At 37.4% G+C, this 13,681-nt stretch carries 15 protein-coding genes; 5 read left to right on the top strand and 10 right to left on the bottom strand.

What is annotated here, in order from left to right; translation table 11 throughout:
• Positions 1 to 135: 135 nt before the first annotated feature.
• The 3 genes from JHD79_RS00695 to JHD79_RS00685 form a co-directional block, all read right to left on the bottom strand.
• The gene (locus JHD79_RS00695) at positions 136 to 1,482 is read right to left on the bottom strand and encodes a hypothetical protein (RefSeq protein WP_199117159.1); all 1,347 of its coding nucleotides are present in this window, start codon (positions 1,480 to 1,482) and stop codon (positions 136 to 138) included.
• Positions 1,469 to 1,624, bottom strand: a complete 156-nt coding sequence (locus JHD79_RS00690) for a hypothetical protein (RefSeq protein WP_199117158.1) — start codon at positions 1,622 to 1,624, stop codon at positions 1,469 to 1,471. The genes JHD79_RS00695 and JHD79_RS00690 overlap by 14 nt, the downstream gene beginning before the upstream one ends.
• A gap of 167 nt (positions 1,625 to 1,791) precedes the next feature.
• Positions 1,792 to 2,880, bottom strand: a complete 1,089-nt coding sequence (locus JHD79_RS00685; protein ID WP_199117157.1) for a DUF4407 domain-containing protein — start codon at positions 2,878 to 2,880, stop codon at positions 1,792 to 1,794.
• A gap of 184 nt (positions 2,881 to 3,064) precedes the next feature.
• On the opposite strand from JHD79_RS00685, the gene JHD79_RS00680 reads away from it, so the two are divergent.
• Both JHD79_RS00680 and JHD79_RS00675 read left to right on the top strand, forming a co-directional pair.
• Complete coding sequence (locus JHD79_RS00680; RefSeq protein ID WP_199117156.1) at positions 3,065 to 3,382, top strand: rhodanese-like domain-containing protein; 318 nt, start codon at positions 3,065 to 3,067, stop codon at positions 3,380 to 3,382.
• Entirely contained in the window at positions 3,382 to 3,573 is a 192-nt protein-coding gene (locus JHD79_RS00675; RefSeq protein ID WP_199117155.1) for a DUF6358 family protein, read from the top strand. Before JHD79_RS00680 ends, JHD79_RS00675 begins: the two co-directional genes overlap by 1 nt.
• 80 nt (positions 3,574 to 3,653) lie before the next feature.
• Here JHD79_RS00675 and JHD79_RS00670 read toward each other — a convergent pair whose 3' ends face one another.
• Positions 3,654 to 4,685, bottom strand: coding sequence for a dipeptide epimerase (locus tag JHD79_RS00670; RefSeq protein ID WP_199117154.1), 1,032 nt, complete (start codon positions 4,683 to 4,685; stop codon positions 3,654 to 3,656).
• A 72-nt stretch (positions 4,686 to 4,757) separates the two neighbouring features.
• Between JHD79_RS00670 and JHD79_RS00665 the strand changes: the two genes are divergently transcribed.
• Both JHD79_RS00665 and JHD79_RS00660 read left to right on the top strand, forming a co-directional pair.
• Positions 4,758 to 5,888, top strand: coding sequence for a hypothetical protein (locus JHD79_RS00665; RefSeq protein WP_199117153.1), 1,131 nt, complete (start codon positions 4,758 to 4,760; stop codon positions 5,886 to 5,888).
• Positions 5,889 to 6,137: 249 nt separating this feature from the next.
• Positions 6,138 to 7,100, top strand: a complete 963-nt coding sequence (locus JHD79_RS00660) for a hypothetical protein (RefSeq protein WP_199117152.1) — start codon at positions 6,138 to 6,140, stop codon at positions 7,098 to 7,100.
• Here JHD79_RS00660 and JHD79_RS00655 read toward each other — a convergent pair.
• From JHD79_RS00655 to JHD79_RS00645, 3 genes are all read right to left on the bottom strand, one after another.
• Positions 7,080 to 7,691: a rhomboid family intramembrane serine protease gene (locus JHD79_RS00655; RefSeq protein ID WP_199117151.1), complete on the bottom strand. Its 612-nt coding sequence runs from the start codon at positions 7,689 to 7,691 to the stop codon at positions 7,080 to 7,082. The two genes, JHD79_RS00660 and JHD79_RS00655, sit on opposite strands and share 21 nt — an antisense overlap.
• Before the next feature lie 4 nt (positions 7,692 to 7,695).
• Positions 7,696 to 9,438 carry a M14 family metallopeptidase gene (locus tag JHD79_RS00650; RefSeq protein WP_199117150.1) on the bottom strand — a complete coding sequence of 581 codons (1,743 nt, stop codon included), beginning with the start codon at positions 9,436 to 9,438 and terminating at the stop codon, positions 7,696 to 7,698.
• Between the two features lie 134 nt (positions 9,439 to 9,572).
• A complete protein-coding gene (locus tag JHD79_RS00645; protein ID WP_199117149.1) occupies positions 9,573 to 10,283 on the bottom strand; it encodes a hypothetical protein in 711 nt (236 codons plus the stop codon).
• Between the two features lie 74 nt (positions 10,284 to 10,357).
• On the opposite strand from JHD79_RS00645, the gene pepT reads away from it, so the two are divergent.
• The gene (gene pepT, locus JHD79_RS00640; RefSeq protein ID WP_199117148.1) at positions 10,358 to 11,611 is read left to right on the top strand and encodes a peptidase T; all 1,254 of its coding nucleotides are present in this window, start codon (positions 10,358 to 10,360) and stop codon (positions 11,609 to 11,611) included.
• Positions 11,612 to 11,710: 99 nt separating this feature from the next.
• Here pepT and JHD79_RS00635 read toward each other — a convergent pair whose 3' ends face one another.
• The 3 genes from JHD79_RS00635 to JHD79_RS00625 all read right to left on the bottom strand — a co-directional run bounded on the left by JHD79_RS00635 (position 11,711) and on the right by JHD79_RS00625 (position 13,610).
• A complete protein-coding gene (locus tag JHD79_RS00635; RefSeq protein WP_199117147.1) occupies positions 11,711 to 12,394 on the bottom strand; it encodes a bifunctional 2-polyprenyl-6-hydroxyphenol methylase/3-demethylubiquinol 3-O-methyltransferase UbiG in 684 nt (227 codons plus the stop codon).
• 27 nt (positions 12,395 to 12,421) lie between these two features.
• Positions 12,422 to 12,628 (bottom strand): YtxH domain-containing protein, encoded by a 207-nt coding sequence (locus JHD79_RS00630; RefSeq protein ID WP_199117146.1) that lies wholly within the window; start codon positions 12,626 to 12,628, stop codon positions 12,422 to 12,424.
• Positions 12,629 to 12,839: 211 nt separating this feature from the next.
• The gene (locus JHD79_RS00625) at positions 12,840 to 13,610 is read right to left on the bottom strand and encodes a succinate dehydrogenase/fumarate reductase iron-sulfur subunit (protein ID WP_199117145.1); all 771 of its coding nucleotides are present in this window, start codon (positions 13,608 to 13,610) and stop codon (positions 12,840 to 12,842) included.
• Positions 13,611 to 13,681 lie beyond the last annotated feature (71 nt).

The raw sequence follows: 13,681 nt of genomic DNA, 5'->3' as shown, positions 1-13,681 counted from the left end.
AAAAAGGATATTAAGCTAATTAACAATAATACCCCAATGGTTATGGTCTGGTTAAGGTAGTACTGTTCTACCCAAAAACCGATATAAAGCGAGATAAATATGCTATAAACTAGAGACCATATGTCTACTTTTCTTTTAAGTGGTTTTGAGACACAAAAATAATTCTCTAGTTTCGATAACTTGTTTTGTATCAATAATTTCATAATGTTTGTTTAGGCTTTCCACAAAATATGATCTCGTTAGGGAATAAGCATAATTTGGATTTTTTATGAGTTGGTGTCGAGGATCTTCAGCGTCAATAAACTCTATTAAGAGATAAGATCCTGACTTGGCAGAATCGCTGAAAAAGGAGATTACATCATCGAAAGATAAATTGTCTTGATGAATTAAATGGTGTATCAAACCCAGACACAATTGAAAATCACAAATAGATTTTAATCTTGATTTTAGGGAAAGTCGCTCCCCATCAAAACCCAAGTGTGGACTTAGATTTAAAACATCTGTATAAACGGGAATTATATTTTCATTTTTACAATCCTGATAGAGCTGATTTACGGCGTTATAGTCGCTTTCAATGCTGATGACTGTGGCATTTTTAAACTCCGCTAAAAAAAGCTTGGAAAATTTTCCATCGTTTGCGCCCCAATCCGTAGCATATGATATCGGGTGCTTAATCGACGAGTTTTTCAAGAGCTTTTTTATTGACGACACTTTTTTGTCTACATACCCATCTTTTAATACCGTTTGCGAATAATAATCATCCCATTTTGTTTTATCCTTTGGTAGAGAAAAGCTGATAATATGGTTTTTTAATAGATAAAGGTTGTTTTTTATCAACCGATGATTAATTGTTAATTTATTTTCTGAAGTATTTTTTAACTGCCTTATGGCCGATTTTTTATAAAAGGTATAATGGATATTAAATCCTGGATTTAAATAATTCCGCCAATTAAAGTTATACTTGAAAATCCACTGTTTATCAAAGAAAAGTTTAATGAGGTCAGTTGTATAGATGTTCTTGTTTTCTGTAAGGTAGAGCAGGGGGAAATAAAACTCTACAAGGAACTGACGATAGCCTTTCCATCCTTGAGTAGCGTCGTATTTTTCTATCGAGCCTAAATCGAAATGTTTAAAGGAATTGTTGCCGTTATAACAGATGTTATAGGGGGTAGCATCTTTTAAACTTATGTTTTTTTCTAAAAGAAAGGTTAAAAGGTTAATGTAAAAGAGAGAGAAATCTTTAAGAAGACCAAATGGCAATTCGTAAGGATAAATTATAAAAGGAAATTTTTCTACTTCGAATAGATGATCTTGTCCAGCCAATTCAAAGCTTTTAATGGTTGGAAATTCCTTTAGGTCATTTTTTTCTAAAAGCTCAATGCCTATCTCAGGTACAGCCCTTACTATTTTTCCATCAACTTCATAAACACTGTATTCGGGATCTTTTCTAGACGATTTAATCCGTAGCTTACTTAGCTTCATTGTCGTTTTTTTTCTTTTTGGTAAAGAAGCCTACCACATAGTTCTTAAGAATGTAATAAGAACCTGCTATTCCTGCCAATATCTGGGCTATTATAGCGCCATTGCCAGGGTCAAGGTATAAAAGAATGTGTGACAGAATCATTAAAAATAGCTATATAGATATCAAATATATCATTAATATCAAACATAAATAATATTTAATGCAATCAATTTGGAGAACATAGATAAATGAGATAGCCTAATAGTATCTCATCATGCAATGCCTTAATTTAATGTTAAAAGTTGCTTCGTTAAGGCAAAACGAGCGCATCAATCATTATGATGCAGCTGTTCTATTTTTTTTGCCACTGTAGTTTGTATACGAGTTTCCTGGATCTGATCGGCAACACTGATCTCGAAATCACGATCTTTATCTGATAAATGGTTTTGCACAGCCTCGGAATTTTCAACAGCGTGATCATAAGACCCACGTGCACTCATTAATTTTACAAAAACAGGGAGGCACTCAAAAAATACGAATAATAAGCCTATAAAGGTAACCGCTAATGAAGTATTGAAATCTTTACTTCCATCAGGGTTAAAGCTTAACTGGCCCAATGCCCAGTTTCTGTCGGCAAAACCGGCAATATTACTCAAGCTGTCTAATTGTTTAGAGGTAAAAAGTTTTTCGGTCATTAACCCATCAAATTGCTTCCTGCCGTCTACAAATTTTTCTAATTGCCTAATGTCGGCAGTTAAAGTATCCAGATTTTGTTCACGTTGCTTTAGTTCAGCTTCTTTACGTTTGGCAAATGGCCCATATCCCATAACGCCCGAAGTTTCTGTCGTCTTATTGCCAAAAATCTCATAATTCAACTTTTGCCGATCATTTTTGATGGCCTTGGCCAAGGAGTCTCTTTGGGACTTTAAGTCGTTCAGCTTAGTGAGCTCGATTGTGTATTTTTTGTCGAACGATTTGTTCAGCGTGTCTATTTTTGCCCTCTGGCCATTTAAATAGCTGAATTTCAATCGCTCTTTTATCTCTTTGTCAAATATTTTTAGCTCTAAAGGACGAGAAATCACTATGCCGATCATAATGGCGAGAAGGATACGTGGTGTGGCCTGTAAAATCTGCTTATTACTACTGGCATTTTTATTAATACTGGACACAATATAGCGGTCCATGTTAAATATGGCTAAGCCCCATATTAGTCCAAAAAATAGGGCAAATAACCCAGCAAAATCTCCTCCCTTGAAAACAAAATACATAGCGTAGCCACCAGAAAGTGCTGCAAATAGGCCGGTAAAGAAAATCGTAGCCCCAATGCCAATATATTTATTGTGCTCTGTTGAATGCTTTTCTAAAGTAGATAGGTGAGCACCAGAACAAAACCAAAAAAAACGAGATACTCGGTTCATTTTTTCAACCCAAATTTAAATGATCAATAATTAAACGATCGGTAAGTTCAATTGTTACAAAAGTCTGGTAAATAAAAAATTGGGAGACTGACAAAGTGTTCAAAAAGTAAAAAATATGATGAAGATTTGATGAGAAATAAATATAAAAACCATAATTTGTACCTTTGAAAAAAACTCAGTTATAATGAAAGAGATTACAGTACAAGAATTAAAACAAAAAATAGATAATAAAGAAGACTTCCAACTAATTGATGTTAGAGAGACTTTTGAGTATGAAACCTCTAACCTGGATGGAGAGAATATTCCATTAGGGGGGATTTTAATAGAAGCAGATAAGATTGCCAGAGATAAACCGGTAATTGTTCAGTGCAGAAGTGGCAAGCGTAGTGCTGCTGCAATTATGCAGTTGGAGCAGGTCCATGGTTTTGATAATTTATATAACTTAAAGGGAGGAATTTTAGCTTGGCAAGAAGCTTTTGATCCTAACATGCCAGTTTACTAATGAAGCAAAAAATATTTATCAACGCTTTCTATAATTTGGCGTTAATATTATCAATTTTTGGAATAATGTGGGGCTATGATAATAAAAGCCCATTAATTTCTATTTTCTTTGTTGCTGTTTTTGCTGCATTTCTTTATTTTAAGATAAAGTTAATGAAGGATTTAAAGAAAGAATTTAAGAAAAAGCCTTAATAAATCTTAATTAAAATGAAAAGCCCAGACCTATATAGGTCTGGGCTTTTTTATGGTAAAATTGCATTAGGCTGGTTCTGCTATTCAAATAAATTGTCTTTTGCACCAGTTAATCCTAATCCGGGCAAGTGATTTAATACATACTTCCCATCTTTCATTTTGGGGGCATCGAATGGGTTATTCTTGGTCAACCAAGGGCCATCTAAATCAGCCCAATCACAAAGCGGAGCTAAAGCTGCTCCCGCTAACGTTGCAATAGAGGTTTCACTCATGCAGCCTATTAGAATCTTCATGCCGAAGCTTCGGGCCTTTAAAATGGTTTGATGTGCTTCATACATGCCGGTACTTTTCATCAATTTAATGTTAATGCCATGATAAGCTCCCTTCAGTTGATCCATGTCGGCTAAACGCTGCATGGCTTCGTCGGCCAAAATTGGAATAGGGCTACGGTGGGTTAGCCATGCATTACCATCTAAGTTATTTTTGTCCATCGGCTGCTCAATTAAAACTACACCTTGGTCATGGAGCCAATAGATAAGATCAATAGCTTTTTTCTTTTCGTTCCAACCTTGATTGGCATCTACATATAAGGGAACGTCTGTAATGCTTCTTATCGTTTGTATAATCTCTTTATCGTTATCCCTGCCCAGTTTCACCTTAATTACCTTGAAACCTTTGGCATCGGCTAACTTTTCTTTAATCACTTCTGGTGTGTCAATACCTATGGTATAGGAGGTAACGGGCATTTTATGAGGGTCGGCCCCGAATATTTCATAGCAAGATTTGTTCAGTAATTGTCCATTCAAATCGTTAAGTGCAATATCAATGGCCGCCTTTATTGCAGGGTGCCCAGTAGCCAGGCTATCTAAATATTGATTGATTTCTGCAAAATTGAAAGGGGATTTTAAGCGGTTCCAATCTACCTTATCCAAAAAGGCGTGTGCGGTCTCATAGCTCTCGCCCATGTAGGGTACCATACTGGCTTCGCCATAGCCTACATAACCTTCATGAGTGATTTTTAAAAGTAATAAGGGGGTACTTGTTCTTGTAAATTTAGAAATGGAAAAAAGATGTTTTAATTCCAGTTCAAACTCTTTGCAACTAATTTTCATTTGAAATCGTCTAAATAATTAAAAAGGTTCGATAGCCTTACATTATATTTGTTAACGCAAAAAACTATAACCATGAAAACTAGCTCAAGAATACGGTATTTTCTTTATTTATCCATATTAATTGTTGGTTGTACCACGGGAAAGAATGCTTTGCAAAAAGGAGATTATGATGCTTCGGTAAGCAAAGCTGTAGACAGGCTAAAAAGTGCTCCAAAAAATTCAGAAGCGATGGAAGTTCTACCGGTTGCTTATGATCTTGCATTGAAGACACATTTGCGAAAAATTGAGGAGGCTAAACTTTCTGCCGATGCCTTGAGGTGGGAAACAATCATGTATAGTTATCAGAAAATTAACCAATTAAGCGAAGAGATCAATAGCTGTCCAAGCTGTCTGAACCTGGTGCCCAATCCGCAGAAATTCATCAAGGAATATGAAGATGCACGTTATCAATCGGCCGAGGCCCGCTACCTGCTTGGAGAAAGGTTGTTAAGAGAAAATAACAGACAGAGTGCCAAGACCGCTTATAGCCATTTCCTAAAGTCGCAAAGTTTCTATCCAAGTCTTAAGGGAATAAAAGAGAAAGTGGAGGAAGCCTATTGGGCTGCGGTACTGAAAGTAGTGGTGCAACCTGCCATCATCAATAGCAATACCTATAGATTGAGCAATCAGTATTTTCAACAACAAATCACCAATTATTTAGCCACATACAGACAAAACTCTTTTGTGCGCTTTTATACCGAGCAAGAAGCCGTAACACAGAACATTAGGGCAGATCAATTGATTGAACTTCATTTTGATGATTTTATAGTGGGCCAAACTTATGTGAAGGAAAGGGTAGAAAAGCTGAAAAGAGATAGCGTGGTTATTGGTGAGGGACGGGCCGGAAAGGTTTACGGAACGGTAAGGGCTACGCTTAGTATTTTTGAAAAGAAAGTGGCTTCCTCTGGTCTATTAAATTTTGCCGTAGTCGATCTGGCTACCAATAAACTCCTACGTAATCAGAAGTTAGCAGGTACCTATGTGTGGCAGGATAATTGGGCAAGTTTTAAAGGAGATGAAAGGGCATTAGATAAACAGCAGTTGGCATTGACCAGAAAAAGGGAAATAATGCCGCCACCCCCAGCTAATTTATTTGTAGAGTTTACCAAACCTATTTATGCACAATTGGTAGATCATATTACTTCGTTTTATAGTCGGTACTAGAAGACTTACGAAGTTTCTGAACGGCGAAGCCCTCAACTTTACCGTAAAAAATAACAACTAAACAAAAGTTAAACTTCGTAAGTCTATGATTTTGAATGATGAAGTATTGAATGATTGAACAAACTAACAAAGAGTGCTTTCTGTTAGTGGGCAATTAATCAGTTAAACAATTTCAACAGTTAACCATCTTTAAATCAATATGACAATAAAACAATTACTCAGTTGGCAATTATTGTTAATATTGCATCAATGAATCATAGTCTTTACAATCCTTTTAAAAGTTTCGATTTTAGAAACGATAAATGTTTTTTAAGCGGTAATCCAACATCGCCTTTAGCCATACGTGTATTGCCAGATTGGCTAATAAATATGGCTGGGCTTACCGGTGAGGAGCAGATCAAACTATTGGATGAGAGCATTAGGAGTTATAAAAGTTTAATGGTTCCAGTTAATGCAGATCTCTATGCAGAAATGATTTTACCACTAGAACAAAAAATCGAATCTGCTTTTGAATTAGGTTATAAAGGCATATCGGCTTTGTCGGAGGTAGATCTTTTTCATTGGATTGGCAAGATGATGTATAGCTTCCTGTATATCGAAATGCAAGGGGCTATTCGTTTAAAACAGCTAAGTGGAGATGGTATGAATATGTCTCAAGGCCTGATGCATAAGTTTGGCAATCTGCACTTGATGTTACAGGGCATTTTTAGAGAAATAGCGTTCGAAGAATTTAAACCTTGGTCTATTGTGGTGGTTCCGCTAGAAAATGAGGAAACGGGTTTTAGCTTTAGAGACGAGATTAATACTTTAATATTCTCTTTAAAGTTTAAGGACTTCGGTATCGTGGCTTGTTTGCAAGACAATGGCATGAATAAAAGATACCATCAACAACTGTTAGAGCTTATTCAGGATAAGCCCTTAACCGACCAACAATTTGAAGAATTAGCCGCGCGTTTCTTCTACTCTGCTTATTTGTTTAATCGCTTGCCAGAATACAATGTAATCGAAGCAAATAATGTGGCGTACATCGATCCAATGCCATTAAGAGGAATACAGAATAAGCCTATCTTCGACGAATGGCAGCATAAAACCTATGGCCAGGTCCTTGAAAATTTTTGGAAACCCTACGAGCTCACCTTATTCGAAATCATCAAAGACCCAAGGGCACCACTGAGTTTTTTTGAGCCGTCTTTATTGCCAGATGCTGGCTAGTTGTCCAATAAAATGAGGCATAATACCAGGCACCAAAATCACCGTTAGAATCAATCCCGTTAATGCCCCAAAAAAATGAGCATCATGATTAATGTTGTCCATTGATCTTTTGGACATGTACATGCAATAGAATAGGTATAGGACGCCAAATATAATGGCAGGCATTGGAATGAACATGACGCCTATCAAACTTAGCGGTTGAAATAGGATATAGCTGAAAAGTACTGCACTTATCGCTCCAGAAGCTCCCAAACTATTGTATCCAAAATGGTCTTTATGCCTAAATACGGTTGGTATGTCACTTAATACGAGCCCTAAAAAATAAAGAAGGCCAAATTGCCAATGCCCTATCATCCTTTCCAACTGGAAGGCAAAAAAGAAGAAGGTGAACATGTTAAAGAACAAGTGCATCCAATCTGCGTGGATCAGTCCACTGGTAATAAAAGTGTATAGCTTATTCCCCTTAGCTACACTATAGGGATGTAGCATGAATTTGCCGAATAGCTGATGATCATTGAAAGCATATATGCTGGTGACTATGGTAAAAAGAAAGATAATCGAGGCTACGGGAGCTGTATTAAAAGATTCCATTATATTATTTTATAGCTAGTTGAATGTTTTTTTCTAGCCTACCAATTGGGTAGCGCATAAAAGTGGGCTCAAAATAGGCAGAATTTCTGTAAATAAAGTCTAATTGGGCATAAGCATTTTTAGCTAAGTCTGAGTTTCTGGCCTTTTCTTCCTCCAGTTTTTGTTTGAGTGATGGTTCTTGTTTAAGCAGTTGGGCAGCGGTATCCTCGAAAATGTAAGAAGAGAAATGCTCTTTCTGGCCCAGAATAGAATCGAAAAAGTTCCAGCTAAAGAAAGAGTCGGGAGCTTGTGGCTCAAGGGTTTCTACAATATACCTGTTGCTTTTCTGATTTACATAAACTACGGCATCGCCCTCATAACATTGCAGCATTTGGGTTGTTTTATTGACTTTAACTGCTGAATGTAAATAGTGTCCTTCGAAAGGTTTTTGAGCGGTTTTCATATCAGCGATATCATACATTTCCAATTCAAGCTTGGTATCGCTTTTTAGCTCGTTAACGGTTACATTATTTAGTTTTAAGAGTTGTATCACCTTGCCCCAAGCTTTAGGAATAATATAGGCAATAGGCTTATTTACGGTTAATGCAGGTACAAAGTTATTCCATTGTTTAATGGTCTTCGTGTAAGGTTCATTTCTGTCGTAATACAATCTATCTATTCCGCTTACTTCACTAGGTTTGTACTTGGCAGTGTAACCTTTAAACTCAATCTCGTCAGCACTTTCTTGGCTTAGTTTCCAGTCCAATACAAATTCTATTTGTGCTGCTATGGTTTCATCGGCTTTGCGTTTGTTTTCGCCAATAAGTTTGGCATCGCGTTCTACAATTGCAATGTAGGTTTCGAGTAATTTGTATGTCGATTCTACACGTTGATCATAGGCTTTTAGCATATGTGTTTCGGGCATAAAACCTATGGTGTTATGCAAGGCGGCATATCCGGTACTGTATCTGGGACTTTCTAAAAATCCAATAATGCCTTGGTCTGGGGTTTCCTTGGCCGAATTTACATAGGGAATAAGCTCAAACCCTTTTGCTTTCATTTCCTGATAAAGATGGGGCAACATCTTTTGGGTGAGGTACTTGGAAAGTATAGGGTTTAACTTGTCCTTTTGTGTAGGAATTAGGGTCATGGTGTACTGGTAGTCGGCGCCGTTACTGGTGTGTGTATCTACAAAAATTTCGGGCTGCCAGGCATTAAAAATTTCTTGAAAACTCGCCGAGTTTTTAGAGTCCGTCTTGATGAAATCCCTATTCAGGTCATAGTTTTTACTGTTGCCTCTAAAGCCATAGGCCAGGGGGCCATTTTGGTTCGCTCTTGAGGTAGAGCTACGGTTAAAGCTTCCGTCTATATTGTAGAGGGGAATTATGCAGATGACCATATTTTCTGGCAATCTTTTTTGATGGAGGAGGTCTCTTACCAACATCATACTCGCATCTATGCCTTCAGGTTCCCCAGGATGTATGCCATTATTGATGAGCAGGATTCTTTTATCAGCCTGTCTTATTTTTTTAGGATTAAACTCCCCGTCTTTGGCTAATACCAAAAGATGCAAAGGCTTCCCAAAATCAGTATTTCCATAAGTTAGCCATTTAGCTTGCCTAGGGAACGCTTTAACTAAGTGCTCATAAAAGTTAATGGTTTCGTTGTACGTTGCCGTCTCTTTTTTATTGCTCCGTTCATACGGGGTGATTTGGCCAAATGTTGTCATTGCATTAAAAACAATAAGGGAAATGATAAAAACCTTCATCTTTATAGATTATAAAGTAAAAATAGTTTTTGTTTTAGGAAATTTGCCCTATATATTGAAAATGTTGGAAAACTTGACCATTAGGCCAAGACCAAAATTTAGATGCTTAAAAAGAAGATGGAAGTAAAGATAAGCTACCTAAGGTTTTTACTCGTTAGGCCAACAGATCCAAAGGTATATTTAAATCCAACAGATAGAAAATTATATAAGTCTGGGCTACTGTTTTTGAATATGGTTTTAGGATCGTTATAACCGTCTAAACCTTCACCAAAGACAAAGTTGGTCTGATAGTTTAAATTAATCATATAGCGGATTTCGCCCCAACCATCAGGAAAATAAAAATCGATACCTACGTTAATAGGAAGAACAATGTTGGTGCTTTTGTCATCGCCAGGGAAGGTGTAAATACTCCCATTTGGATTTATTTTTGTCCTTACAATGGAGTTCATGTTATTTTGGATCATTCCAATTCCAGTACCTAAGTAGAAGCCTTTGGTATAGTTTAGAAACTCATTATAGTAAAAATTGGTGAATTCTCCTGCCCTGAATTTTGTATTTAGGGCAAATGACATAAAACCATTGGTGAATTCTCTGCTATGTGGGTCGGTTATTCTATTCCCTCCTTTAACCAGTCCGGTTTGTAGTTCTAGTCCAGCGGTAATAAAAGGCGTAAAATAATAGTCTAAATTCGCATAGCCGGCCATTGAATAAGCACCTTTTTGTACATCTGTGAAAGAGTAAGTACCGCCAAAACCGCCACCAGCGCTTAATTTATAAAAATTTGATTGGGCAAAAGTTGACGAGATAAAAAGGGCAAGTAAACAAGCTAAGTAGTATCGTTTCAAGTTGTTATAAATTAAGTACTTTGTATACAAAAGTATAATCTTTATTCAAAAAAATAAATAATATCTTTGAATTTATGCAAAAAATAAAAATTAGTTCTACTTCCCTTACCGATAGGTTTGTTAAATATGTTAAAATAGATACTCAATCGGATTCGGCCTCTCCAACTACACCCTCAACAGCGAAGCAAAAAGACTTGGGCAAAGTATTGGTAGAAGAGTTATTGGAAATAGGAATTTCCGATGCACATTTAGATCAACATGGCTATGTTTATGCCACCATTCCATCTACTACGGAAAAACAGGTTCCTGTTTTATGCTTTTGTTCCCATATGGATACTTCGCCCGACTGTAGCGGGGCAAATGTGAAACCGATTATACACAAGAATTATCAGGGAGAAGATCTTGTCCTGCCTGATGATCAGAGTGTCATACTGAGATTAGCTGAACATAAGGATTTGAAAAATCAGATGGGCAACGATATTATTACGGCTAGCGGCACCACTTTGCTGGGGGCAGATAATAAGGCAGGGGTAGCTGAAATTATGGAAGCGGCAGCTTATCTAATGCAAAATCAGCAAATCAAACATGGTGTCATTAAGATTTTGTTTACACCAGATGAGGAAATTGGTAGGGGTGTAGATAAAGTAGACCTGGAGAAATTAGGTGCCGATGTAGGATATACTATTGATGGCGAGACTTTAGGCTCTATTGAAGATGAAACATTTTCTGCCGATGGGGCCAAACTCATTATTAAGGGGGTAAGTGCCCATCCTGGATTTGCAAAAGGACAGATGGAAAGTGCGATTAAAATTTTGGCAGCTATCATCGCTCAATTACCCAAAGACACATTGACTCCAGAAAGCACAAGTCTAAAAGAAGGCTTTATCCATCCAGTGGGAATGGGGGGCAACGTAGAGCAAGCAGAAGCAAGCTTTATCCTTCGTGATTTTGATGACGATTTACTGAAAACACACGGCGAAAAACTAGAGGAGGTGGTCAAAAGAGTGATGGCCGCCTACCCAAATTCTACCTACACATTGAGCATTAAGGAGCAGTACAGGAATATGAAGCAGGTACTAGACCAACATCCAGATATTATTAATAATGGCATAGAAGCGATTAAAAGAGCGGGTGTTACACCGTTGAGACAAAGCATAAGAGGAGGAACGGACGGTTCCCGCTTATCTTTCATGGGTTTGCCTTGCCCGAATATTTTTGCGGGTGAACATGCTTTCCACGGCAAACAAGAATGGGTTTCGGTACAGGACATGGTTAAAGCGGTAGAAACTATTGTACATTTAGCACAGGTTTGGGAGGAAAGAGCCTAAAATCACTCTCAACATTGTCACACTGAGCTTGTCGAAGTGTTTTAGCACATGACTAACAGGGTTTCGACAGGCTCAGCCCGACAAATATTATTTTGTCGTTTATGATAAAGTAAGTTGTGCCAAATATTGGTCTTGTTCATCCACATAAACAACCTTACAATTCCAGCCATATTCCCTACTTAATTGGCGTAGGGTAGCCGGATCAATATATAGCCAATTGAACCAGCTTCCCTTTTGTTTTTTATACTCATAACAAAATTTGATCTCTCCAAAATACTGATGTTGAGGCATAGGCAGATCCTCATAAAGATAAGAGATGTCTGAACTGTCAAAAATAATTTGACCCTTTGGATGGATGAGGTCTTTAGTCTTTTCCAGAAAGTTTTTGAAGCCCTGTATTGTTCCGGTTAAACCAATTCCATTCATCATGAACAGTAAGGTGTCATACTTTTGCTCCACCTTAAAAAAATCTTGTACTACAGCGTTTTTGACCCCCCTGTCTTTCATAATTTGAACAGCAATAGGAGAGATATCTATAGCCGTAACATCCATGCCCTTTTTATCCAAAATTAAGGCATGGCTACCTACTCCGGCACCAACATCTAAGATTTTACCTTTACATAGGTTGAGCGCTTTTAGCTCTATTTCGGGCATATCCTTCTCGTTCCTGAAAAAAACGTCGGTTGGCATTTCTTCAGGTTCGTCATAAGAGTTATGTAGCCACAAAATATCCGTTTTGCCGGTTTTGTGAAAATCTAAAAGGGCGTTTCCATAAATATCCATATGCAAAGATACCTAAACGCCCTTTTATTAAGCTTTCAATTTATCCGCTTTTTCTTTTACCATATCGGCAACATTCGCCAGTTTATCTTTTGATTTGTCGAAGAGATCGCAAAACCAATCATTTATCTTGCTTTTCATGTCACTATTTTTGTCTGATGATAATACTATCGCCACTACGGCTCCTAAAGCTACTCCAGCTAGTACGCCACTCAATATTTTTGTTTGCTTTGTCATAATTAAAATTCTTTATTATTAAAAACGATGCACGGCATAGATTGTTTTAGCCTTTTTGTTAAATCTTAGGATGTAGACTTACGAAGTTTCAAAAACTTCATAAGTCTACTACGCTCCAATCGAAATGACGGGATATGAACGACACTGCTTAAAACAAAAATCCCCAAGCCTAATTAAAGATTTGGGGATTTTTCTTATCATAATCTGAAATTTATACTTCTTCTTCGCTGATGAATTTTGCACTAAAATAATCTCTATTCATACGAGCGATGTTTTCAAGTGAGATCCCTTTTGGACATTCGGCTTCACAAGCTCCAGTATTGGTACAGTTACCAAAACCTTCTTCATCCATTTGGGCCACCATACTTTGTACCCTGCGGTAACGTTCTGGCTGACCCTGCGGCAATAAAGCCAATTGAGATATTTTTGCCGAAACGAAAAGCATTGCCGAAGCATTTTTACAAGTTGCTACACAGGCACCGCATCCAATACAAGCAGCAGCTTCGAAAGCAGCATCAGCTTTAGCTTTTGGAATAGGCAAGTTGTTCGCATCTTGCGCATTACCTGTGTTAACCGATACGAAACCACCTGCAGCAATTACGCGGTCAAAAGCAGAACGGTCTACCGCTAAATCCTTAATTACCGGAAATGCTTTTGCTCTCCAAGGCTCCACCACAATGGTATCGCCATCTTTGAAAGAACGCATGTGCAATTGACAGGTAGTTACCAAGTCTTTAGGTCCGTGCGGCTGTCCGTTGATGAACATTGAGCACATCCCGCAGATACCTTCCCTACAGTCGTGGTCAAATACTACGGGCTCTTCGCCCTTGTTAATTAATTGTTCGTTTAAAACATCAAACATCTCCAAGAAAGACATGTCTGGAGAAATATCAGAAAGCTTATAATCAACTAATTTACCTGTTGAATTTTTGTTTTTTTGACGCCAAACTTGTAGCGTTAAATTCATATTTCCTGTACTCATCTTGTTCAGATTTGAGTAGTTAGTAGTTAGTAATTAGTTTTAGAAAATGTAGTCTAAATACTGAATACTGC

It is taken from the genome of Pedobacter sp. ASV28 (assembly GCF_016428855.1).
GTDB lineage: Bacteria > Bacteroidota > Bacteroidia > Sphingobacteriales > Sphingobacteriaceae > Pedobacter.
This window is presented reverse-complemented; position numbering and strand designations above follow the sequence as displayed.

Coding starts and splice junctions, on each gene's coding strand:
- JHD79_RS00695 (WP_199117159.1), bottom strand. CDS start 1,482: ATGAAGCTAAGTAAGCTACGGATTAAATCGTCTAGAAAAGATCCCGAA.
- JHD79_RS00690 (WP_199117158.1), bottom strand. CDS start 1,624: ATGATTCTGTCACACATTCTTTTATACCTTGACCCTGGCAATGGCGCT.
- JHD79_RS00685 (WP_199117157.1), bottom strand. CDS start 2,880: ATGAACCGAGTATCTCGTTTTTTTTGGTTTTGTTCTGGTGCTCACCTA.
- JHD79_RS00680 (WP_199117156.1), top strand. CDS start 3,065: ATGAAAGAGATTACAGTACAAGAATTAAAACAAAAAATAGATAATAAA.
- JHD79_RS00675 (WP_199117155.1), top strand. CDS start 3,382: ATGAAGCAAAAAATATTTATCAACGCTTTCTATAATTTGGCGTTAATA.
- JHD79_RS00670 (WP_199117154.1), bottom strand. CDS start 4,685: ATGAAAATTAGTTGCAAAGAGTTTGAACTGGAATTAAAACATCTTTTT.
- JHD79_RS00665 (WP_199117153.1), top strand. CDS start 4,758: ATGAAAACTAGCTCAAGAATACGGTATTTTCTTTATTTATCCATATTA.
- JHD79_RS00660 (WP_199117152.1), top strand. CDS start 6,138: ATGAATCATAGTCTTTACAATCCTTTTAAAAGTTTCGATTTTAGAAAC.
- JHD79_RS00655 (WP_199117151.1), bottom strand. CDS start 7,691: ATGGAATCTTTTAATACAGCTCCCGTAGCCTCGATTATCTTTCTTTTT.
- JHD79_RS00650 (WP_199117150.1), bottom strand. CDS start 9,438: ATGAAGGTTTTTATCATTTCCCTTATTGTTTTTAATGCAATGACAACA.
- pepT (WP_199117148.1), top strand. CDS start 10,358: ATGCAAAAAATAAAAATTAGTTCTACTTCCCTTACCGATAGGTTTGTT.
- JHD79_RS00635 (WP_199117147.1), bottom strand. CDS start 12,394: ATGGATATTTATGGAAACGCCCTTTTAGATTTTCACAAAACCGGCAAA.
- JHD79_RS00630 (WP_199117146.1), bottom strand. CDS start 12,628: ATGACAAAGCAAACAAAAATATTGAGTGGCGTACTAGCTGGAGTAGCT.
- JHD79_RS00625 (WP_199117145.1), bottom strand. CDS start 13,610: ATGAGTACAGGAAATATGAATTTAACGCTACAAGTTTGGCGTCAAAAA.